The sequence below is a fragment of the Niallia sp. Man26 genome, assembly GCF_022049065.2.
Classification (GTDB): domain Bacteria; phylum Bacillota; class Bacilli; order Bacillales; family Cytobacillaceae; genus Niallia.
In genome coordinates, this window is record NZ_CP095744.1 from 197,910 (window position 1) to 221,302 (window position 23,393).

General features: G+C 36.1%; 23 protein-coding genes. 20 read left to right on the plus strand and 3 right to left on the minus strand.

Translation table 11 applies throughout. The features are described from left to right. The first annotated feature begins 95 nt into the window (after positions 1–95). A complete protein-coding gene (locus L8T27_RS20440; RefSeq protein WP_233315331.1) occupies positions 96–626 on the plus strand; it encodes a dihydrofolate reductase family protein in 531 nt (176 codons plus the stop codon). 39 nt (positions 627–665) lie between these two features. Here the strand turns inward: L8T27_RS20440 and L8T27_RS20445 are convergent, their stop codons facing one another. After that, the gene (locus L8T27_RS20445; protein ID WP_237942648.1) at positions 666–1,214 is read right to left on the minus strand and encodes a flavodoxin family protein; all 549 of its coding nucleotides are present in this window, start codon (positions 1,212–1,214) and stop codon (positions 666–668) included. A gap of 203 nt (positions 1,215–1,417) precedes the next feature. Between L8T27_RS20445 and L8T27_RS20450 the strand changes: the two genes are divergently transcribed. The 6 genes from L8T27_RS20450 (at position 1,418) to L8T27_RS20475 (ending at position 7,406) form a co-directional block, all read left to right on the plus strand. Beyond that, positions 1,418–2,080 (plus strand): serine/threonine protein kinase, encoded by a 663-nt coding sequence (locus L8T27_RS20450; RefSeq protein ID WP_233315329.1) that lies wholly within the window; start codon positions 1,418–1,420, stop codon positions 2,078–2,080. Between the two features lie 245 nt (positions 2,081–2,325). Further along, positions 2,326–3,240, plus strand: a complete 915-nt coding sequence (locus L8T27_RS20455; RefSeq protein WP_237942651.1) for an iron-hydroxamate ABC transporter substrate-binding protein — start codon at positions 2,326–2,328, stop codon at positions 3,238–3,240. 100 nt (positions 3,241–3,340) lie between these two features. Continuing rightward, positions 3,341–4,255 carry a tetratricopeptide repeat protein gene (locus tag L8T27_RS20460; protein WP_237942653.1) on the plus strand — a complete coding sequence of 305 codons (915 nt, stop codon included), beginning with the start codon at positions 3,341–3,343 and terminating at the stop codon, positions 4,253–4,255. An 88-nt stretch (positions 4,256–4,343) separates the two neighbouring features. Further along, complete coding sequence (locus tag L8T27_RS20465) at positions 4,344–4,874, plus strand: SMI1/KNR4 family protein (RefSeq protein ID WP_237942655.1); 531 nt, start codon at positions 4,344–4,346, stop codon at positions 4,872–4,874. Between the two features lie 399 nt (positions 4,875–5,273). Next, positions 5,274–5,744, plus strand: coding sequence for a hypothetical protein (locus L8T27_RS20470; RefSeq protein WP_248574493.1), 471 nt, complete (start codon positions 5,274–5,276; stop codon positions 5,742–5,744). 441 nt (positions 5,745–6,185) lie between these two features. After that, positions 6,186–7,406, plus strand: coding sequence for an MFS transporter (locus tag L8T27_RS20475; protein WP_237942660.1), 1,221 nt, complete (start codon positions 6,186–6,188; stop codon positions 7,404–7,406). Between the two features lie 137 nt (positions 7,407–7,543). Here the strand turns inward: L8T27_RS20475 and L8T27_RS20480 are convergent, their stop codons facing one another. Continuing rightward, positions 7,544–7,759 (minus strand): hypothetical protein, encoded by a 216-nt coding sequence (locus L8T27_RS20480; RefSeq protein ID WP_237942662.1) that lies wholly within the window; start codon positions 7,757–7,759, stop codon positions 7,544–7,546. An 883-nt stretch (positions 7,760–8,642) separates the two neighbouring features. On the opposite strand from L8T27_RS20480, the gene L8T27_RS20485 reads away from it, so the two are divergent. The 6 genes from L8T27_RS20485 to L8T27_RS20510 all read left to right on the plus strand — a co-directional run bounded on the left by L8T27_RS20485 (position 8,643) and on the right by L8T27_RS20510 (position 14,161). Beyond that, a complete protein-coding gene (locus tag L8T27_RS20485) occupies positions 8,643–9,185 on the plus strand; it encodes a GNAT family N-acetyltransferase (protein WP_237942664.1) in 543 nt (180 codons plus the stop codon). Between the two features lie 245 nt (positions 9,186–9,430). Next, positions 9,431–9,949, plus strand: a complete 519-nt coding sequence (locus tag L8T27_RS20490) for an NUDIX hydrolase (protein WP_237942666.1) — start codon at positions 9,431–9,433, stop codon at positions 9,947–9,949. Between the two features lie 522 nt (positions 9,950–10,471). After that, positions 10,472–10,783 (plus strand): RICIN domain-containing protein, encoded by a 312-nt coding sequence (locus tag L8T27_RS20495; RefSeq protein ID WP_237942668.1) that lies wholly within the window; start codon positions 10,472–10,474, stop codon positions 10,781–10,783. 364 nt (positions 10,784–11,147) lie between these two features. Next, positions 11,148–11,984 carry a methyl-accepting chemotaxis protein gene (locus tag L8T27_RS28790; protein ID WP_282581459.1) on the plus strand — a complete coding sequence of 279 codons (837 nt, stop codon included), beginning with the start codon at positions 11,148–11,150 and terminating at the stop codon, positions 11,982–11,984. A gap of 11 nt (positions 11,985–11,995) precedes the next feature. Then, positions 11,996–12,823, plus strand: a complete 828-nt coding sequence (locus L8T27_RS20505; RefSeq protein ID WP_237942669.1) for a methyl-accepting chemotaxis protein — start codon at positions 11,996–11,998, stop codon at positions 12,821–12,823. Positions 12,824–13,144: 321 nt separating this feature from the next. Continuing rightward, a complete protein-coding gene (locus L8T27_RS20510; protein ID WP_233315320.1) occupies positions 13,145–14,161 on the plus strand; it encodes a 2,3-butanediol dehydrogenase in 1,017 nt (338 codons plus the stop codon). Between the two features lie 205 nt (positions 14,162–14,366). Here the strand turns inward: L8T27_RS20510 and L8T27_RS20515 are convergent, their stop codons facing one another. Further along, complete coding sequence (locus L8T27_RS20515) at positions 14,367–14,723, minus strand: hypothetical protein (RefSeq protein ID WP_233315319.1); 357 nt, start codon at positions 14,721–14,723, stop codon at positions 14,367–14,369. Positions 14,724–15,124: 401 nt separating this feature from the next. On the opposite strand from L8T27_RS20515, the gene L8T27_RS20520 reads away from it, so the two are divergent. From L8T27_RS20520 to L8T27_RS20550, 7 genes are all read left to right on the plus strand, one after another. Beyond that, entirely contained in the window at positions 15,125–16,561 is a 1,437-nt protein-coding gene (locus L8T27_RS20520) for an aryl-sulfate sulfotransferase (RefSeq protein ID WP_233315318.1), read from the plus strand. Positions 16,562–16,588: 27 nt separating this feature from the next. Continuing rightward, positions 16,589–17,590: an ABC transporter substrate-binding protein gene (locus L8T27_RS20525; protein ID WP_237942671.1), complete on the plus strand. Its 1,002-nt coding sequence runs from the start codon at positions 16,589–16,591 to the stop codon at positions 17,588–17,590. Between the two features lie 70 nt (positions 17,591–17,660). Beyond that, positions 17,661–18,431: an ABC transporter ATP-binding protein gene (locus L8T27_RS20530; protein ID WP_411229033.1), complete on the plus strand. Its 771-nt coding sequence runs from the start codon at positions 17,661–17,663 to the stop codon at positions 18,429–18,431. 12 nt (positions 18,432–18,443) lie between these two features. Continuing rightward, entirely contained in the window at positions 18,444–19,262 is an 819-nt protein-coding gene (locus L8T27_RS20535; protein ID WP_237942673.1) for an ABC transporter permease, read from the plus strand. Between the two features lie 152 nt (positions 19,263–19,414). Further along, positions 19,415–21,106 carry a DUF6044 family protein gene (locus tag L8T27_RS20540; protein WP_237942676.1) on the plus strand — a complete coding sequence of 564 codons (1,692 nt, stop codon included), beginning with the start codon at positions 19,415–19,417 and terminating at the stop codon, positions 21,104–21,106. A 207-nt stretch (positions 21,107–21,313) separates the two neighbouring features. Then, positions 21,314–22,372, plus strand: coding sequence for a PrsW family glutamic-type intramembrane protease (locus L8T27_RS20545; RefSeq protein WP_233315314.1), 1,059 nt, complete (start codon positions 21,314–21,316; stop codon positions 22,370–22,372). A gap of 198 nt (positions 22,373–22,570) precedes the next feature. Continuing rightward, positions 22,571–23,332, plus strand: a complete 762-nt coding sequence (locus L8T27_RS20550; RefSeq protein ID WP_233315313.1) for an alpha/beta fold hydrolase — start codon at positions 22,571–22,573, stop codon at positions 23,330–23,332. Positions 23,333–23,393: the final 61 nt, after the last annotated feature.

The following is a 23,393-nucleotide window of genomic DNA, read 5'->3' on the forward strand; positions in this document are numbered from 1 at the left end:
CCTCTTTAAAAATGTTACAGCACAATCCTAAAAAATAAGATTATAGTATATAATGAACAAGAACATATATTCTTGTTTGTGAAGGATGATGCCCAATGAACGAAAGAAAGCTTGTATTATATATTGCTCAAAGCTTAGATGGATATATTGCGACAAAGGATGATTCACTAGACTGGTTATTCCAAGTAGAGGGAGAAGGGGATAACGGCTACTCCGAGTTCTATGAAACAGTTGATACTATTCTGATCGGTAATCGTACATATGAGTGGATTATGGATTATGAAAAAGGTGATTTTCCGTATAAAGGAAAGGATTGCTATGTCTTCTCTCGAACGCCTAAAGAGAATACAGAATATGTTCAATTTATACAAGAGGATATTTTGCTCTTTGTGAACAAACTAAAAAAAGAAGCAGGCAAAAATATTTGGATGGTTGGCGGAGGTAATCTGCTTCAGGCTTTTTTGGAAAACAATTTGGTCGATGAACTGATTGTGACAATTGCCCCAACTGTTATCGGCGACGGCATTCCGTTATTTAAAGCTGGTAATTATAAGCTGAACCTTCAGCTGAAAGGTACACGAAGCTTTGGACAATTTGTTGAACTACAATATGAAGTAAAGAAATGAATAGAAAAAAGTCTGCAGCAACTGATGCAGACTTTTTCGTTATTCTCTCGCTAATAATTGCTTATTGAGCTCAGTTGCAGCATAAAGTGCGTTTTTGTCTGTTAAAATATCGCCAGGTTTGTTGCCAGCACCAAGAATATAGCCGGCAAAATTAACAGCGACGAAATCGAAGATATATTGAAATTGCTGAATCATCGGCAGACCTTTAATGGTAGGTGAATCGCCGCCAACAGCGATGACGTATGCTTTTTTGGAAGCCATTTTCCCTTTAAAATCAGGGTAGTTAGCATCTCTTAGCATTTGGGACCAGCGATCAATAAAGTTCTTCATGATTCCTGTCATGCTGTACCAATAAATAGGTGTAGCGAATAGAATAGTATCATGTGGGAGGATACGGTTTATGACTGTATAGTAATCGTCCTTGCTATCCTGAAAGCCAATTTCTTCGTGTCGCATATCCATTATTGGTTCAATATGGAAATCTCCTAAATAAATTGTTTCGACCTTGACCCCTTTAATTACTAAGTCTGTCAGCAATTCTGTATTTCCATTCGGGCGGTTTCCCCCATATATAACGGCAACTGTCATAATAAATTCTCCCTTCTCTCCATTATTATCTCTATTTTATGAGGACAGAGATAGTAAGGAAAGCTGAATATTTTGATTGAATTAATCAATACTTTCGATAGAAATAGCTACTCTATTATTATTTTTCAGTTTGTAAAAATTTCTCTGTTCAAGTTAAGAGAACACTAAGGAAAAGATGATAAAATAGCAAGTAGCGGAGGGGAATGATGAAGAAGAATTTTATTCATTTAATAGAAACAGAGCTTTTAAAGAAAGTAGTGTTAAAAAGAGAAAAAGTGCATAATCCAGTCGTGGTAAAACGCATACCACTTGGATGGAAGTGTGTTGGAGTAGGCAATTATGCAGCTGTCTTTATGCATGATACAGAGCCAGATCTCGTCGTTAAAGTCAATGTAGTAGAACAAGAAAATCTAAAAAAGGAAGCAGATATATACAGAAAACTTGGCATTCATCCGAGCTACTCTCATCTAGTGTATGAAGGAGATAACTATTTAGTTTTAAAAAGACTAAAAGGAATCACGCTTTATAATGCCTTTGCTAAAGGAATTAGGATACCGGAAACTGTCATCGAAGATATTAATGAAGCCCTCGAATATGCGAGAAGATGTGGTCTGAATCCATATGATATCCACGGGAAAAACGTGATGATGAAGGATGGCAGAGGATATGTTGTCGACGTCTCGGATTTTTATAAAGAAGGCAAAGATGAAAAATGGGAAGATTTAGTGAAGGCATATTATAAACTATATAAAAAAACTATTTATAAGTACCCAGTAAAAATTCCTTTTAAAGCACTGGATGTTGTCAGGCATACTTATCGGTTTTACAAAAAAATCAGACGCAGGCTCCATTGGCAAAGCCAATAAAAGCCGTTCATTTTATTTTATATTATATCTCTTAAAGGCTGGCCAATTTGACCGGCCTTTTTAGTTGTCACAAAATTTTTAATTTGAAGGCTCAAAATCTATTGACAGAAATTAGATACGAGATTATGATTAATTCAAGAATGATTATCATTCTCATTATCATCCGTTCAGGAGGGAATTAGACAGGTAAACTAGTAATACAGAAATATATACATACTATTTTATTTTAAAAGGGGTAGCAAACATTGAGCAAAAAACTTATACCATTCATTCTTCTTCTTGTATTAATTATTAGTGCTTGCGGCAATAAGACAACAGGAACATCTGGCGAAGAAACAAAAAAAGAGGAAGATTCCACAATCACATATGAATCAGAAAATGGCCCAATTGAAGTTCCAGCAGATCCACAAAGAGTTGTTGCTTTAACAAATGCAGGTTATGTTTTAAAACTTGGCGTTAATCTTGTAGGTGTAGATTCATGGTCGATGACGAATCCACGTTATGCAGACGAATTGAAGGATGTGGAAGTGGTTTCCGAAGAGAATATCGAAAAAATTGCTGAGCTGCAACCAGACTTAATTATCGCAGCAAGCACAACTAAAAACATTGATAAGCTTGGAAAAATCGCTCCGACTGTAACATATACTTATAACAAAGTGGACTACTTAACGCAGCATTTAGAAATCGGCAAGCTCTTGAATAAAGAGAAAGAAGCACAAGCATGGATTGATGATTTCAAAGCTCGTGCAAAAGCTGCCGGCGAGGAAATTAAAGCGAAAATCGGCGAAGATGCTACTGTTACCGTATTGGAAAGCTATGATAAAAGCATGTATATCCTTGGTGACAGCTGGGGCCGCGGAACAGAAATTCTTTATCAAGCAATGGGCTTAAAAATGCCTGAAAAAGTAAAAGAAATGACGGAAAAAGAAGGCTACTACACGCTGTCTTCTGAAGTCCTTCCAGAATATGTTGGTGATTATCTTGTAATAAGCAAATATAATGACCAAGATAACTCTTACCAGGAAACAGATGTATATAAAAATATTCCTGCAGTAAAAAACAACCATGTATTAGAAGCTAATGCATATGAGTTTATCTTTAATGATCCAATTTCTTTAGATTACCAATTAGATTTCTTTAAAGAAAACTTCTTGAAATAAGATGTAGAGAGTGCACTTTAACGAAAAGTGCACTCTTTTTTTTAATGGAGAGAATGTTATAATACTAGACAACAAGCATAACGGCAGAAAGGATTTTTTAATGAGTCAAAACACAAAGGCGATTAAGTTTTATGAAAACAATGAATTAGATAAAGCATGGGAGATTTTTAAGCAAGAGATAAGGAATAATAGAGGCGTGCAATCTTTAAATAACTTCGCTTGGATGCTATATAGAGAAGAAGAGAATACCCAGGCTGCAATTCCACTTCTAAAAGAAGTGATTGCTAGTACTCCAAGTTCCCATTTTCCATACAATCTATTAGGTGAAATATACATAACAATAGCAGATTGGGATTCCGCCATTCCCATTTTAATAAAGGCGATTGAATTAGAGCCAACTTTAGAAGCTTACAATAATCTTGGTGTAGCGTATTATCATAAAGACGAAAAAAGCAAAGCGTTGCAATGTTTTTTTCATGCCTCAAAACCTTCTGAATACACAATGTATAGTTACGTGAAATGCCTTGCTGATTTAGAGAGATATGAAGAGGCGGAGAGCATACTAGATACCTTCTCCGATAAGGAGGGAGATTTTGTCGGTGCAGTAGACTTGGCAGATTTATATGCAGAAATAAATGCCAATCATAAGGCAAACTTTTGGTTTGAAAAAGGATGGGCAAGTTATTGGAAAGAGCCCAATTGGGTCAGCCGCTACACCTATTGTCTTATTCAAACAGGTGAGAGGGAGAAGGCAAGAAGAGTATTGGATAACTTGATAAAGGATAAGCAAATCGAGCTCCAAGAAAGTTATGAAGAAGAATGCGATGAAACCTGGACAGAGGAAGACAAAAAAGAAGATATGGAAGAAATCCAAATGCACATTAAGCTATATGAACAAATGCTCGAGCAGGCAATAAACGGCATCAAAGAGCCAATGGAATATGCGCCGCAAGTCGAAAAAGCATGTTATTTATTCGGTTGCGAGCGTCATGGACATCCAGAATATAATGACTAGAACTGTTATTGGGTAATCAATGAAAGAATTTAATTTTATATGACAATACACAAGGAATAGACATAGATTAAATAATGGAGGAATAGAAATGAGCTATTTTAACGGAGTAGACTTAGACCGTTTTTGGGATGACAGCGAGTATGCTAAAGAGGAATATATTTCTGATTCACCTACAGAAGAGGATATTTCTAAACTTGAAAGAGACTTAGGATATAAACTGCCTGCGTCTTATATTTGGCTAATGAAAAAACATAATGGCGGAATTCCAGTAAAAGATTGTTACCCTACTACAGTACCGACAAGTTGGTCTGAAAATCACATTGCAATAAGTGGGATATATGGTATAGGATACAGCAAAAGCAATTCTTTAGGTGGTGATTATAGCACTGAATTTTGGATGGAGGAATGGGGATATCCTAATATCGGCATAGCTATTTGTGATTGTCCATCAGCTGGACATGATATGGTTTTTCTTGATTATCGAGAATGCGGCCCAGAAGGCGAACCGTGTGTCGTACATATCGATCAAGAAGATGATTACAAAATCACTTGGTTGGCTAAAGACTTTGAAAGTTTTATTCAAGGTCTTACCACTGACGATGTGTTTGAAGACGAATAAATTAATATGCTGACAGGGATTAAAAGGACTATTAGATGTTAATCTGTAGTCCTTTTATCTAGTTGAAGGGTAGTATTAAATTTCTCATAGTGAGCTGGAAAGAAGATATTTCCGTTTGGAAGCTAGATAAACAAATTAAATTTTACGCAGTCAAATCATTTAGAAATGGAAATTTTAGATCTTGTATTTAGGGAATTTTTTTGAGCTGTTAAAGTGATAACCTAATTAATAGAAAATGTGATACCTTATCTTTTCAGACAAAGTCTTACAATATCTGTCCGTATTCTTGTAATAAGTGGTATTTTTCCTTCTTCAATAAACCTGGCATTTTGTAGAAGGAAGGAATTTAATACAGATTAGCGAATTGTAAAGGAAACAAAAAATAAAAGGATGAAACAAATGGTACAGCATATTTCCCTTCATGTAGATATAGATTCGTTAGAAATAAATCGAAGTAAAAACATTACAGGAACGCTATATTTTATTATTGATTATCACCAATACTTTCCTGATGAAGGGTGGGATGATTTTTTGGTTATTATCTTATCATGGTGGATTAAATCTGTTAGAGGTGTTGATATCTCTAGAATAGGCACTACCTATAAACTGGATTTTATGGATGGGACACCAGAAGTTCTTGTGAAAAAAATAAGTGAAGAAGAGGTAGAAATGAATTTTAGATTTAAAGATGATGTAGACGATAGTTTTAAAGGAACATTTCTATATAGTGAACTCAAAGATTCTTTACTATCCGCTTCAAGGAAAGTAATACGCGTACTAGATAGAAATCACTGGGTAACAGAAGAAATTAGTGAATTCAAAAATTTGGTTTTATCTTTAGAACGCCATCCATTTAAAAACTATATTTAGTTGGAAATCTGGCTACCAAAACGGTAGCTTTTTGTTTGTCGCTAACTAGGCTGGGCAGGAAAGTGTAAGAAAACAACCTTAATAATGAACCTATTGCCCTTTACAGAATGACAATTTTTGGTAATATATTTAGAGAGAGGAGAGGATATCTTGTCTAAACAGCTATTAGAAAAAATTCTTGCTATTATAGGTGCTCTTGCTTTAATAATCAATATATCCTTATTTAAGGATATGGAATGGTAGCACATAGTCCAAAGAATTTCACTTGCTGTTTTTTTGTAGGGATATTACTAATACCTGTATACGGACCGTGATATATCGCAGTTTACTTCGTATATTAAGGATCTTCCTATAATGAATTAAAGTTGAATTTTCATCAAAAGAATTCAACCTTTTTATTAATAATTAATAGAGATATAGAGGGAAGCGTGGAATGAATTAATGAGCAACAACATTTTAAAGAATCATTCATTTGTTTATGTTTGGATTGGTAATGCTATCTCTGAATTAGGAGGTGCTTTTGGTACTTTTTGTAACTCTGTTCTTATTTATCAACTTACAGGTTCTACAATTGCATTGGGAAGTATGTGGCTGCTATATTTTATACCGTCTCTAATTCTACAATTATTCATTGGCCCATTTATTGATCGATGGAGTCGAAAGTGGATAATGATTTTCTCTCAATGGACTAGGGGACTTATATTTCTTATACCAATTGTTTATTTAATACTGGGAAATATCGAACCGTGGCATATTTATGTAGTTCAAATTATTGTAGGGTTAATAACTCCTATATACACACCTGCAAATCAAGCAATTACACCAACTATCGTATCAAAAGCCCAATTAAGTACAGCGAATGCTTATATTGACGGCACTGTTAGATTAATGACCTTTTTAGCTCCAGTTTTAGGGGGAGGTGTCGTTGAGTACTTTGGTGTAAAGCCCACATTAATATTTGTTAGTATCCTCCTTATCATAAGTGGTTCGCTTTTGTTTTTTATCCAAGAGACAAAAAGCACAAATAATGTAAGGAAGACTTGGCTTGAACAATTTATAGAAGGAGTATCGTATTTTTTCAAACAGCCAACTTTAGTATGGTTAGGTATTTTTTTAGCCTTTGTTCAATTTGGTGTAGGAGTGACAATGGTTATCACACTTCCCTATATAACAGAGGAATTATCAGGGAGTTATTCTGAATACGGATATTTTATGGCCGGATTCCCTTTAGGATATGTTATAGGCTCATTGTTAGTTGGAAAAGTTAAATATAAAAGCCGTAGAGTTCTAATGTTAGGAGCATTAGTAATAGGTGGTCTAACATTTATCACACTTGGTATTAACTCTAGTATCATATTTGCTATTTTTACTGAGGTTATTGCAGGAATATCTATGGCATTTTTTAGTGTACATAATATAACGGTTTTTCAGCAATTAGTTCCAAATGATTTGCTGGGAAAAGTATCCTCGGTTCGGCTTTTTATTATTAGAGGTACTATGCCATTAGGTGTCTTCATAGGCAGCTATTTAGGTGAACTCTGGGGGATTCGTCCATTATATTTAATAATAGGGACTATTATTTGTACCATGTCTTTATTAGGAATTCTTCTACCTTACTTTAAGTTTATTGATTCAAATACTAAACAAAATATTGCATCCTAATTTATCTTAGTTTTTAAGGAGCCTTAATCCAATAGGGGCAAGGCTCTTTCTTGCGGATTTTTCTCCTGTAATAAAGAAAAGAGCGTTGCTTATGTAACAATCGGGGCAGGTCAGCTTAATAAGAAATTGATCAAAAGTTAATTTCGTTTTTTTCTTTCACGAACACAGAAAATGGTGATTTTTGTTTTTTCATTATCATAGGAGAATTCTCTTTGACTTACTTTGTATCCAAAATTATCTAGAATAAGGGTATCTCCTTCATTAGGAATAAACTGAAATCCATCTGAGATAATTGGTGCTTGAAATAAATATTTATTATCAGCCATATCAAAATAATTTAATTCTATTTTCATTTTATACTCGACCTCCCTTACACAATTTACGATCTCACATATATAAAGGTTTCACTATTCTAAAAAAAGGTCAGGATAGATAAAAGTATAAATAACAAAAAAATGAAACATTCATCAAATTAAAATCGTATTATATGTAGAGGAATTTAAGGGGTGCAAAGGATGAAGAAAGTAATAAAGTGGACTATCCTGATTATTGGAGCTTTATTTGGGGCGGTAGCGTGGAAAAATTCAAGAGATAAAAAGAATAATTAAGCTCTACTAAATAAAAATAGATTAAATTGACAATATTAATTTTTTTTACGAACGGGGTTGTAAGCACAACCTTTTTTGTTATTAAACACAAACATGACAGTTTATGTGTAGAAGATAAAAGGCTATTGAAGAGAAATATATACTACATATTTATAATTGAAAGAGGTATATAACTTTGTTATTGAAAATTCTTGTCTCCCTAATAATGATATTAAATGTAATTTTTCTTACAAAAACAGTTGATAATTTGTTGGTTATTCTAAGTATTTGGATTGCATATGGGATTGCTATTTCTTTTCTATTCTTTAATAAAGATGAAATAGATCTAAAAGAGTCTAAGAATAATTAGTTGTTAATTATAATATCTTACTTTAATTACAAAGTTGCTGATTAAAGGGGCGTTACCTTAATGATGAATAAAGGTCCGCCTTTTTTATTATCAGTAGCCGTATTTCTGTCAACTATTTTATGGAAGAAACAGTGGCAGCATTCCTGTAATAACTGAAAATGCGATTTGAAAGAAAAAAGACCTCTTGATAAGATAAATTTGTAGGCGATATCTAAAGGAAGATATTATCTTTTTCTTTATAGGAATTAGAAACCATTTCGTCTTGGGGGGACTCTTATTATGAAATATGAAGAAAGCAATAAGATGATTACTACTGAAAGGTTAGTAATTAGATTATTCCAAGAATCTGATGCTGTAAATGTAGCTAACCTTTGTAATAACTATAATATTTATAAAAATACACTTTATTTACCTTATCCATATTCAGTAGAGGATGCTAAATCTTGGATTAAAACCCATCATGAAAATTTTAATAAAGAAATGTCCTATGAATTTGCAATAACGGATAAGGAAAATGGTGAGTTATATGGAGCTATAGGATTATCAAGTAATCAAAAGTTTAACAATGGTGAAATAGCATACTGGATTGGTGAAAAATTTTGGGGAAATGGATATGCAACAGAGGCAGCGCAAGCAATTTTATGGTTTGCATTTAATCAAGTACATTTACACAAAGTATTTGCTCGTTACTTTAAAACAAATCCAGCCTCAGGAAGAGTTATGCAAAAACTAGGGATGAGGGAAGAAGGAGTTTTCATTGATCACGTAAAGAAGGACAATCAATATTTAGATGTAGTTTATTATGGAATCATCAACTCATAGAGTAACTCTATCGGCATAAAAATCCTGTACTCAAGGTAGTACATTCTTATATAACAATCATGGCAGTTGGTTTAATAAGGAGTATTTTCAATTTTATGAGGGCTTTCAACTGCAAGTAAAACTTGTACTTAAAAGACACTTAAGTAATAACGTTTAAATTACTTTTTTTTAAATGGTGAAAAATTTAATAAATTTTATAATAAACTGGGAATCTTTTTATAAATATATATATAAGGAGTTTAGCAATGGAAAAGTGGGATTTATTTGATATGCAACGTAGTAAAGTAGAGAAACAAATAAATCGTGGAGATGAAATGACACCAGACGAGTTTCATTTAGTAGTACACGTATGTATATTTAATACAAAAGGAGAAATGCTCATTCAGCAACGTCAGCCCTTTAAGCAAGGATGGTCGAATCTTTGGGATATTACATGTGGAGGCAGTGCGGTTGCAGGCGATACAAGTCAGCAGGCTGCTTCAAGAGAGTTATTCGAGGAGTTGGGGATACATTATAACTTTGAAAAGATTCGTCCACAATTTACTATTAACTTTGAACGCGGCTTTGATGATTATTATTTAATTGAATATGACATTGATTTGAATGAATTGACATTACAGAAAGAGGAAGTACAAGCAGCCAAATGGGCTTCTAAAGAGGAAATCTTAAAGCTAATCGAACTAAAACAATTTATACCTTATTATGAAAGTATCATTGCGTTTCTTTTTGAGAGCCGACATCATTATGGCTCTATTCGTCTTTAAATGAAACGTTTTCACTTATGTCACAAACAGGACAGGATATTTTAAGTAGTAAAAACATTCACAACAAGTAACTGTTAAATCAGAATCTCTAAAAAGTATAAGAATATAAATACAACAACTAGATCAAATACCTAATAGGAGTTTGTTCTAGTTGTTATGGCTATAATTTAATTGGTTAGTCATTCATTTGTTTTTACGTTTACCAAAGTTTTATATTCCAATCCCCATTTTTCCATCACATTAATAATTGGTCTTAGACTATCACTTATTGCCTATTAGACCGACAGTTGTGGCTACTGGGCATGCGGGCAATTCCTTTTTGCTTTCCAATATATCCCTCCATTAGTTGCTAAAAGGTTACTAATATCTGTATTCACTATAGCAACAAACCAAACAAATCAGGATAAAAATAACACATACGCCATACAAAACGTAAGAACAGGAAAAAATCTTAGACCATATAAAGCTGGCATTGAGAATGGAAACAGAATAATACTATATAAGCATGTAAAATGGAAATGTATGACCTGGCAGTTTATCCAAGTTGACCAAGAAAGCTACCAGTTGAAAAATGAATATACATCAAAAACATTTCAGCCTTCGTCAAAGCCTGAATCAGGTGTTACTTTAACGCAGCAGGCATTAAAAACAGACAATCTTCAATATTGGGAGTTTATTAAACAATCTGATGAAACATACATGATAAGGTTAAAAGGAACTAGCTTGTATATAACCATATCCGCTAATAAATCAAATTCTTCCATTATACTCATGCCAGTACAGAATTCAAGTAGCCAGAAATGGAGATTAATTAAGCAAAACCCATTGATATAAGGGAATATCATATAAATAAATGCTCTAAAACAATCAGTTGCTAATAGCAAACTGATTGTTTTGTTTTGTAAATAGTTTATTTTTCCGTTCAAGAGTGAGTTGTTATTAATATAGATAGATTGTGATTTAAATGTACATTAAAACAATAGGAAACGTTTACTCATTAACAGCTACCATACCCAGTACTAATTATGCTATTGGCAAAAGCCAAAAGTTATCTATCATACATTTTTACTATCTCCTTCACTAAAAAAGTCTGATTTTCTACAAAATATAACAAAATCAGACTTTTTTTAGTGAATTGCTTCACATTTAGTACTTATTGCCGATATAAAGGGAAAATACATATGGAGGAGCTTGTTTTATGAATTCTACTATTCAGGCAGTAGTCAATATTGCCCCGATTATAAAAGATACGCTAGGACCAACAGCCGCAATGGGTGTGCTGGATACGGAGAAGTTTGTTTACTTTTCGCCGTCAACGCTCTTGAATTTGGATGTTGAAGCAGGAAAAACAAGACTGGATGAGCATGAAGTTTATCTGCGCGCACTTAGAGGCGAACAAATTATTTCTAAAACAGACGATGCAAACATTTTCGGTGTGCCTGTAGTGACTTCTATTACGCCAATTAGGGATATAGATACAAATGAAATTGTTGGCTTGTTATCTTTATCGCGAACATTGGAGCATCAAGATAAGCTAGATAAAGAGCTTAGCAGAATCAATGAAGTAATTGATGCGTTGCAAGGCAAGGTGCAGTATGTTGCCGCACAGGCAGAAGAGCTTTCCGCAACCAGCAGCGATATTAACGACCAAGCAAAAAGTGCAAGCCAAAACTCTCGCCAAATAGGCGAAGTAGTTCAGTTAATTGAACAAATATCTACACAGACAAATCTTCTTGGATTAAATGCAGCTATTGAAGCAGCTCGTTCTGGCGATGCTGGCAGAGGCTTCGGTGTTGTGGCAGATGAGATAAGAAAATTATCTAACAATACGAAGGAAGCAGTGAAGACAATTGGTAAATCCTTAACGGAAATCCGTGCCAGCATTGAGAATCTGACACTCAGCATTAATGAGGTCTCCACTTCATCAGATGAGCAATCTGTTATCATGGTTGAATTCATGGATGAAATTCAGGCTTTGGATGCAAAAAGCAAACAGATAATTGAAAAAATGAAAATAGTAACTAACCAGGAATAGGAGATGGAAATATGCATTTAACACTACAAGCGTTGGTTAAACTAGCACCTGAAATCAAAAAAAACCTTGGTGAAAATTGTGCTGTTGTCGTTACCGACACAGAGAATTTCATCTTTTCCTCCCAGTCAAAAGATTTAGATTATAGTGTTAAAGTCGGTGACTTTGCATTTACGGAAGATAACGATATCCTGCGTCAAGCACTTAACGGAGAAAAAGTAAAAATACATATTCCTAAAGAACGCTATGGCGTTGGTATGCACTATTCCGCTAATCCTATTCGTGATGAAAACGGTGAGATTGTCGGTGTGTTCCAAATTACCAAAACATTGAAAGACGAAGAACTATTAGATGAAGATTTGGATGAATTACGCTCGATCGTCAGCAGTCTGCAGGGAAAAGTACAACAAGTTGCCGCTCAAGCGGAGGAACTTTCCGCAACCAGCACAGATATAAATGGCCAAGCAGCTCATGCAAATGAGAACTCGCAGGAGATTAGTAAGGTTGTTAAATTAATTGAAGATATTTCATCACAGACAAACTTGCTTGGCTTGAATGCTGCCATTGAAGCAGCCCGTTCTGGCGATGCTGGGAGAGGCTTCGGTGTTGTGGCAGATGAAATACGCAAGCTTTCCATTGGAACAAAGGATGCAGTAGGTACGATTGGTAAATCTCTTCAAGAAATACGAACAAACATGGAGAATTTGACAGTGAGTATTGGTGAAGTATCCACTGCATCAGCAGAGCAATCTCGTGTCATGGTTGAGTTTATGGAAGATATCCAAAATCTAAATGAACAAAGCAATGATATCGGACAATACATCAAAAATATTACATCTTGAACAGAATCATAGAAACAAAGGGACATTTCACTTGTTAGTTACGAGTTAGTATGCGACCTAGTTGGTCGCATACTAGGCATTGCTTATGCACTATTTTATCCAGCATAACTTGCCAAATGATATTCTGCGTGCAGTTTTAAGCAGAACGATAGAAAAGTATTTTAATACGCAAAAGCAGGATAATTGTGTTTTAGTAACTTAGTTACATATAATTAGTTAGAATAGTTTTAATTCGAGATTGTAATCAGTGGATAAGATGAACCATCAGCAATGAATGTCATTAATATAGCAGCTGGTTACGGAAAATTGGGGGATAATGTTATGAAGTCTTTAGTATATTACGGTTCAAAAGATGTAAAAATTGAAGAAGTCACTGAACCGGTAGTTACAGAAGGAACTGTAAAAGTTAAAGTTAAATTCGCTGGTATATGTGGGACAGATTTACACGAATATCTACATAAAACATTTGTAACAGAAAATAAAATGATTTTAGGCCATGAATTTACAGGAGAAATTGTGGAAGTCGGCAATAATGTAACTAAATTTAAAGCTGGCGACAGAGTTGCGATTGAACCGATTTGGGGATGTGGTGAGTGTCAAACATGTAAAACTGGAAATTATAATATTTGCCCTAATATGAAATCATATGGCATTCACGAAAATGGCGGTTTCGCTGAATATGTTGTCGTGAAAGAAGCAAATGTATTTTTATTGCCTGATACACTCAAGTTTGAATTTGCCGCTTTAGTAGAGCCTCTTGCCGTTGTATTGCAGGCAATTCGAAAAAGTAAGTTCAAAATTGGCGATAGCGTCGCACTTTTTGGAGCAGGACCAATCGGGCTGCTGTTATCCGAGAGCTTGAGAGCAGCAGGAGCAAGTAAGATTTTTGTGGCAGAAGTTAGTGAAGAACGCAGAAAACTAGCATTGAAAATGGGTGCGGATGTAGTAATAAATCCGCTGGAAGAGGATGCTGTTCAAGTTATTCAAAATCATACCAATGGGGGAGTAGATGTTTCCTTTGACGTTGCTGGAGTAGAGGCTACATTCAACCAATCACTTGATTGCATCAAACCAAATGGTGAGTTTATGATTGTAAGTGTGTTTGCAAATCCTGTTAAGTATCACCCTACAACACAAGTAGTCAGTGAGAAAAAAATCAATTCTTCTCTCGGTTATAATAACATCTTTGCCCAAGCGATTGATTTGTTATCAAAGGGATCATTGAATGTTGAGCCAGTCATCACAAGTATCATAGCATTAGATAACATTGTGGAAGACGGGTTTGAAAAACTAATTAATGATAAAAATGAATGCAAAATTTTAGTTCGTCCGAACTAATTAAAAAGAAGCGGCAGAGCCTATCTGCCGCTTCTTTACTATTATGTTATTTCATTGCCTTTTTCGCCATGTGGGAGTTGTTAAACTAAACTGTCAGTATAATACAGTCCATAAGTAAGGTTAAAACCTAGAGTTGCAGTAATGAAAACATATCTTTTCATTACAGAACGAGAATGCTGCCATTCTCGTTCTGTAATGCGGATTTTTAGCTGTCTTGATCTTGGTCATTATCCTGCTCGTTATCTTGGTCTTGATCAGCATCCGCATTAGCACGGGAGCGTGATTGGACACGAGCTTTGGAATCGGAATGAACATCAATGTTCAAGTCGATTTTAGCATTACCAGAATCGTTGACTTTAGCGACGTTCGTGTTTTTATCAAGGTTTTTGACAGTATTATCGTTATCTACTTCTGTATCTACTCTTAAGTCGTTATCTACATCAAAGTCTACATTTGCATCAGAACGGCTGTCGCTGTCGCCTGAACGTGAATTAGAGTTGTTGCTTTGGTTTGAATTCCCACCATTATTGCTTCTTCCGAAGAACCACGGTCTTCTACTCATTATAAATCCCTCCTTGTCCTTATTCATTACATAGTTTATTCAGCAAAGATAAAATGAGCTGGTTAGTTACATTAGGACAGGCATGGATTTTTCAATAATTCAGCAGCTGTAACAAAGCTGGTTGAATACCTAGTAATTTTATCTGAATAGTTAAAAAATCGTTGACACTTCCTTTTAAGTCCTGTTATGATAATTCTCAAGAAACAAACAAATAGATAAAGAATCGACTAGATCACTAGAGATTCAATGAAATGCTGCATTTGCATTTTGTTGAGTCTCTTTTTTTATTATTGTTTATCGGTCGATAAGGAAGTAGGGGGTATGAAAAAAAGAGAGATTAGACATTTTTGTGCATTAATCCGATTAAACCAATTTGAAAAATAGAAAAGGAGAGAGTAAATATGGGACATCCTACAATTTATCCGACAGGAGCAACAATCTATTCACCTACTAAAGCTTGGAGCGGCTACACTATTTTTCAAGCACCAGATCTTGGGGCATTATTGATTGATATGAATGGCAGAGAGGTCCACTTGTGGAAAGGCTTGAGAGGCTTTCCGAATAAAATTTTCCCTGGTGGCTATGTATTAGGACACACCTTTAACAGAGACCCGCAGCATGGTTTTCAGGATGAAGGAGATTTGGCGCAAGTAGATTTTGACGGCAATATTGTCTGGAAGTTTGATAAACATGAGTTTATTACGGATCCAGGCTATGAGGGGAGATGGATTGCTAGAGCACATCATGACTATCAGCGTGAAGGCAGTTCTGTTGGATATTACGCGCCAGGGCAGGAGCCGAAAGTTGATGAAGGCAATACGTTAATTCTAGCTCACCGTAATGTAGTCAACTCGAATATTTCGAAGTTTGAGCTGTTAGATGATGTCATCCTAGAAGTGGATTGGAACGGCAATATTGTTTGGGAATGGTCATTCAGCGATCATTTTGATGAATTGCAATTTGATGAGGAAGCAAAGAAAACCATCTATGAACAGCCAAACCGCCGATTCTTCGGAAATGAGTCTGGTGACTGGCTTCATATAAATTCAATCTCTGCAGTAGGTCCAAACCGTCATTATGACAATGGAGATGAAAGATTTCACCCAGACAATATCATTTGGGATGCAAGGGAAGCAAATATCATTGGCATAACGGATAAACGTTCTGGTAAGATTGTCTGGCAAATCGGACCAGATTATTCTACTGAGGAGCTAAAGGAGATTGGCTGGATTATCGGACAGCACCATGCTCATATTATTCCGCAAGGGCTGCCTGGTGAAGGAAATCTGCTTGTGTTTGATAACGGCGGCTGGGGAGGATATGGCGCTCCAAATCCTGGTTCTCCAGACGGTACGAAAAACGCTTTGCGCGATCATTCCCGCGTATTGGAAATAGATCCGATCACGTTAAAAATAGTTTGGCAATATACAGGTCAAGAAGCAAACTATCAAGCTCCTACAGATTCCTATCGGTTCTACAGTCCATATATTAGTTCAGCTCAGCGGTTAGAAAATGGCAACACATTAATAACAGAGGGCTCCAACGGCCGTATATTTGAAGTAACAGCAGACCATGAAATTGTTTGGGAATATATTTCGCCATTCAAAAATGCTCGTAATTCCAATATGGTATACAGAGCATACAGAGTTCCTTACGGCTGGGTTCCACAGCTTGAGAAACCAGAAGAAATAGAAATACAGCCATTGGAGATTGAAACATTTCGAGTGCCAAATGCGGCGCCAAGCGGAATTAATTCCGCGGTTGAAGTAAAAGGAGCAGCATCAATTGGAGAAGGGGCACTTTGCGTTGCACGGTTTGATGAACAAGAGATAAAATAACTAGTTTTAAAAGGGGGGAATTTCTTCATGAAGCAAAAATATAAACTAGCAGCTTTCAGCCTGATCTTATCTGTTTTTTTAGCAGGCTGCTCAAGCTCCACTTCAGGAAGTGAAGGCAAGGACGCTATAAAGATAGGAATTGATACAGCGGCAGGCGGTTCCTTGCAAATTAGGGCGGCAAATGCAGAAGGGTTTTTTACAGACCTGGATATCGACCCGAAAATCTCTAACTTTGCATATGGTATTGATACTATCAATGCATTACTGACAGAACAGACTGACACAGGGTTAGCAGCAGATTATGTCCTTCTAAATTCCTTAAATAGAGGAGATTTAGTTGTTATTTCTTCTTTAAGTCATAGCACAGAAGCAACTATTAAAGAATCTGAGTTTGTGGCTGTAAAGGGAATAGATACGCCTGCTGATTTAAAAGGAAAACGCATCGGTGTCGCAAAAGGAACAGTATCGGAATATCATTGGGCTAATTATCTAGCAACAATTGGCGTAAGTGAAAAGGATATTGAATACGTGCCATTCAGCACACCTGATGAAGCAATCGTGGGCGTGAAAAAAGGAGATATTGATGCCGTTTTATCAAGCGGAGCAGTATTAGAGAAATTAAAAGCGATTGACGGCGTACATACCATCGATAATTTGAGCTCAGCCAATATTTCCACAAGCAGTTATCTTGTTGCCAATAAAGAATTTGTTGAAAACAACGAAGAAGCTGTCGTAAATCTGTTGAAAGCCATTAAAGAAGGGATTGCTTATGTAAAAGAAAATCCTGATGGAACAGCAGAAATTGCCTATAAGGAATTGAAAGTGAAAAAAGAGGATACCTTACGCGACCTAGAAAATATCAATTACACGATTGGTTTTACAGAAGAGGATATTAAGCACTTAAGTGATATGAAACAATGGCTCCTAGACAGGGGACTATTAAAAAAAGACTATAATATCGAAGATAAGCTGGCGTTAGATGCGCTGCAGAAGGCATTACCTGAAGAAGTAACCTATAAAAGCAAGTAAAGGGGAGGTGGATTCTGTTTCAACTTGTGAATCCACCATCATCCTTGTAAGAAAGAAGGGAGTAGATAAAATGACAATGGTTCAAACAGATGCTCCTAATATTGTTTTAAAGGGGTTATCAAAAACATTTTCTGAAACTCAAGAACAAGGAAGCTATGTATTAGAAAATGTTGATTTAACGATAAACCGCGGAGAATTTTATATTTTACTAGGTCCAAGCGGCTGCGGAAAATCAACTTTATTAAATATTCTTGCTGGATTTATTGAGAAGTCAAGCGGTGAGTTGACGATTCAAAGCCAATTAGCACCTCAGGAAGAAAATCGAGGCTTTGTATTTCAATCAGCTGATTCAGCCCTTTTTCCATGGCTGTCGGTAGAAGAAAATGTGGAATTTGGGTTGAAAATGAAGAAGGTTCCTGCTGCAGAAAGAAAAGAAATTGCCAATTATTATATTAAACTGGCTGGGTTAGCAGGGCATAATCAAAAGTTTCCTAAGGAAATATCCGGCGGAATGAAACAGCGTGTGCAATTGGCACGTGTTTTAGCAAATGATCCGCAAATACTCTTGATGGATGAACCATTTGGCGCCTTAGATGCAATGACAAGAAGAACGATGCAAAAGGAGCTTATTAGAATATGGACAGAAACAAATAAAACAGTGATATTTGTTACCCATGATATTCAGGAGGCTCTAATGCTAGGGCAGCGGATTGGAATAATGTCAGTTGGACCTTCTTCTAAAATAATTCAATCCTATCAAATCGACATGTCATATCCACGAGAAATAACTAGTCCTGATTTTAATGAGTATTATAAAGTAGTTCAGTCGCATTTTGACTAGGGAGGATTAAGAATGAAAACGACCATTCAGCAGGAAATAAATATAAAGCCAACAGTGAAGAAACTGCCTGTAAAAGCCTACTGGAGAAAGATTTTAAAAACAGGGATAATCACCTGGATAGGGCTGCTGCTCATCTGGACAATTGCTGCATATTTCTCTGATCCGCAATTTTTACCAAGTCCGCTTGCTACATTGCGCGGCGCTATCGAACTTGGTAGTGATGGGTCCTTATTCATTTATATGGCATACAGTTTAGTCCGGGTCCTGATAGGCTGGCTTCTCGGAAATATTGTTGCGATTCCACTGGGATTATTTATCGGCAGCAATAAAACCGTTCGTGCTCTCGTTGAACCAGTGATAAATTTTGTCCGTTTTATCCCGCCGCTTGCATTTATTACATTATTTATGCTTTGGTTTGGGATTGGCGAGCAATCCAAAATATTCTTAATTATGTATGCTACATTTTTTGTTGTCACGATTAATACACTGACTGGAGTGCTTTCCATCTCTGAGGATAAAATACGTTCTGCCAAAAGCATGGGAGCAAGTGATCTGCAAGTATTGCGATATGTTGTCATTCCAGCAGCCATTCCCTTTATCTTTACAGGGGCAAAGCTTGCGATGGGTTCGTCCTTCATGGCAATCATTGGCGCCGAAATGGTTGCAGCCAATGAAGGGATAGGCTTTATGATCTGGAATGCACGATTATATTTTCAAACAGATTGGATTTTTGTTGGTCTAGTGGTCTTAGGATTGATGGGCTTTTCAATGGACCGGCTATTTGCTTGGGCAGGCAGGAAGTTTTTGAAGAGATACAATATTGTTTCTTAAAGTATTTGTGACCTTACAATTTGTAAGGTCTTTTTGTATTTTTGTAAATTTTTATGAAACAAACAGGAGAACAAAGTCGTTATCTATAAGTAGGTTATAATTATCCTTTTATGGATAAAAATAACATTAGCGATTATTTTGAGGTGATACACTTGTTCTTTTCAAATCTCAAGCATGAGCAAAAATTAGTTGCAGGAGCTTTTATTTTACTAGCTCTGTATTTATCTCCCTTAATTGTGCTTGGGGAAAACGCCCATATTCGGGTCCATGATAATCTCGATTCAAATCTGGCATGGTATAAAGTGCTCGCAAATAGCGGTGAGCTCATCGGCACTTTGGATGCTGTTACACCGCAAATCATCAATGGGCTTCCACGTAATGCTTTCGGTTCGGAATTTACGCTGATTGTTTGGCTTTATAAATTCTTTCCAACAATGGTTGCTTATACACTTAGCCAAGCAATAACAAGGGTTGTTGCCTTTATCGGCATGTACTTGCTTTTAAAAAAGCATATTATTAAAAATCCTGAGTTTAGTTTTATTACAGTTGGGGCAGCTGTGGCCTTTGCGTTAACACCGTTTTGGCCGTCGGGCATGCTGAGTACATTAGGAATGCCGCTCGTACTATGGGCATTGTTAAATATCCGCAATGGGGAGCGGTCATGGAAAAACTATCTCACATTAACATTAGTGCCATTTTATGCGAGTATTGTTCTTGGCTTTTTCTTCTTTTTAGCAGCAATCGGTTTATTTTGGCTGTATGAGGCCATTAGGAAAAAAACTTTGAATATTCCCTTCCTGCTTGGGATTGCTTATATAAGCTTTGTGTTTTTAATCGTTGAATACCGGCTTGTATACTCCTTTTTATTCGAGCAGGAACCGACAAGCAGGGACGAATACTTCCATGCAAGACTTACGTTTGCTCATTCGCTGAAACTGACCGTTAAAAACTTTGTCTTCGGACATAACCATGTTATGACCGTTCATGGGCTGTTTGTTTTGGCAGCCATCATTCTTTCTCTCCTCCTTATTGTTAAAAACAAAGAGTGGCGCAGTCAACGGCTGTTTATATGGCTGTTTGCTCTCAACTTTATTCTTTCAGCATGGTATGCTTTATGGTTTTATCGAGGCTGGTTGCCATTAACAGAGAGATTTCAGTTTTTAGATACCTTTAATTTTGCCCGGTTTCATTTTTTACGGCCTTTAGTCATTTACGTAAGCTTTGCTCTCGGTTTGAAAATCCTAATAGAGAGCTCGCCGAAATGGAAAGGGACAGTTAAATTTCTGCTAATCGGTCAGATTTTGCTGTTGTTTGCTTTTAATGATGAAATTATTTATCATGATAAGCCGAGTGTTAAAGAGTTTTATGCGGAAGATGTATTCGCAGATATTGAAGCACATATTGGTTTACCTAAAGAGGATTATCGTGTCGCAAGCATTGGGCTGCATCCGGCTGTCTCCCAATATAACGGATTTTACACTATTGATACATATAATAATTTTTATTCGCTAGCCTATAAGCATAGTTTTCGGAAAATCATGGAGCCTGAGCTGGCAAAAAACAAAACAATTCGGACTTATTTTGATGAATGGGGCGGGCGCTGCTATATATTCACAGCTGAGCTGGGCAAACATTATATGTTTGAAAAAACATCTACTAAAAAAATTAAGAACTTAGAATTAAATATGGAGCATTTTGCAGAAATAGGCGGACGCTATATTTTCTCTGCTGTGCCCATTGAGAATGCTGCTGAAAATCACCTGCAGCTTGACGGTCAATTTACATCGAACAATACTGTATGGAAAATATATTTGTACAAGGTAACAGATATAGAAGGCGTATAAATAGAAAAAGAGCCTTCCCAAATGAATGGGAAGGCTTCAAAAGGTAATGAAATATATTTTCGGTAAATCATGATTAGTTTTATAATACCCATGTACAAATAAAATAAACTTTAAATATCTTACTAAATACTCCTTTTCAAATAATTCTGCCTGCTTTGGTAAATACTTTTTGGTAGTGAATCCAATAAGTATGAGGGGGGAAGGTATTTGAAGTGTCCACAATGTGTGTATACGAATCCAGATGGTGTGAAGTTCTGCATTAACTGTGGTGAAAAATTCATCAAGGACAATACGATGGGTGATGACAATAGCTTTTTTTACGAATTTGCCCATTATGTAGACATGGTACCGAAAAGAGAACGCTCTGTTAATCCTAAATTCCATAATATCTTTTCCCGCGTTTTTCATGATCATAGTGAATTGGAAGCAGAACGGCTGTTTATTGTGGGAACGGCACTGACAACACCAAAGATTACGGAAGTGACAGATACATGGCCTAAACCGTGGCTGTTTGCAAGGGTATTTATAATCGCTCTTCTTACATTCGCAGGTTTTTACATAGGTGTCAGCTATTTTAAAAATGCTAACTTTATCCCCGGATTGATTTTAACAGGGTCTTTTGCTGTTCCATTCACGACATTGATTTTCTTTTGGGAGATGAATGCTCCCCAAAATATTGCCTTTTATAGAATTATGTACATTGTTTTGTTAGGCGGAATTCTTTCGATGCTTGTTGCATTATTATTTTTTGATATATTGCGGAATACGTCTAATGCAATAACAACTGGAATTGTCGAAGAACTTGCCAAAACGATCACAGTTATTTCATTTGTCCGTTACCGAAAATACCGGTTTATTCTTAATGGACTGCTTATTGGTGCTGCTGTCGGTGTTGGATTTGCAGCATTTGAAACAGCAGGATATGCGTTAAGAGCTTTGCTTTCCGGCGGAGGATCGCATTTGTACTATACGATTTTATGGAGAGGGATTCTTGCTCCAGGCGGACATGTTGCTTGGTCTGCACTGGCAGGAGCTGCCTTTTGCAGGGTGCAGGGAGACGAGCCATTTAAACTGAGCATGCTCATGCGCTTCCGGTTTTTACGAGTATTTATCTTAGTTGTGCTATTGCATGCTTTTTGGGATTTTGACGCTCCTTGGATGTTTCCTTATGGACAGCTCTCCCTGATGGCAGCATCATGGGTCGCAGTATTTTTGTTAATACGTGCAGGCTTAAAAGAGATAGGAACAATGAAATTAAAGATCTAAGAAGCAGCGCGCTGCTTCTTATTTTTATTAAGCAAATAATTTTACGCACTCACATATATTAATAAATTATTAAACAAAGCAATTAGGAATTATTAAAAATTCATTTTACGGAACTTTGTTTATTCTGTTTCGTATAGTTACTATACAACTTACAATTCTAATCCTTTTACAAAACGATAAGGGTGAGGTGTTTTTGGCTTGCAGACAAAAAAAGAAAAGGTACCGACTTCAAAAGGAATAATAGAATATTCTATTTCTGGAAAAGGAGAGCCGAATATTATTTTAATGAACGGCGGCTCCGGCCCGATTGAAGGCTGGATGAAGATCATCAAGGAAATCTCTAAAATGTCTGCTGTCTTTGCTTATAACCGTCTAGGTGTGGGCGACAGTGAAAAACCGAAAGAAAATCAAGATGGAATTACAATAATTGAAACACTCAGGGAAGCTTTAGCGGTCCTCAACATAAAGCCGCCATACTTGCTTGTAGGACATTCCCTCGGCGGTTTATATGCCAATTTATATGCACGGCTCTATCCTGATGAAGTTTACGGAGTTGTCTTTCTAGAGGCCAGCCATCCGAATGATATGCTGCTGGATGAACATTATGGAAAGATTGTTAAATCAGTTAATAAAATGCTGTCAAGGTTTGATACTTTGTCAGCACATAAAAAATTCGATGAAATTCATTTTGTAAAAAAGACAATACAGCAGATTAACGAGCATCCCTCATTTCCTGAAATCCCGTTATATGTCATAACAGGGGGAAAGGCCAACAGACTTATCCCAAAGGAAGCACTAAAAAGAAGACAAGAAAATCAACTGGAATTGTTGACATTAGCGAAAACCAGCAAACAAATAATAGCCAAAAACAGCGGTCATTTTCCGCAATTGACAGACCACAAGATTGTGATAACTACCATTTTGGAAGCTGTACAGAATTATAAGGACAAACTGGAATAAATATTACATTGTGCTGATTAGCCATTTTTGCTACTATTATTTCATAGCTAATGATTTTGAA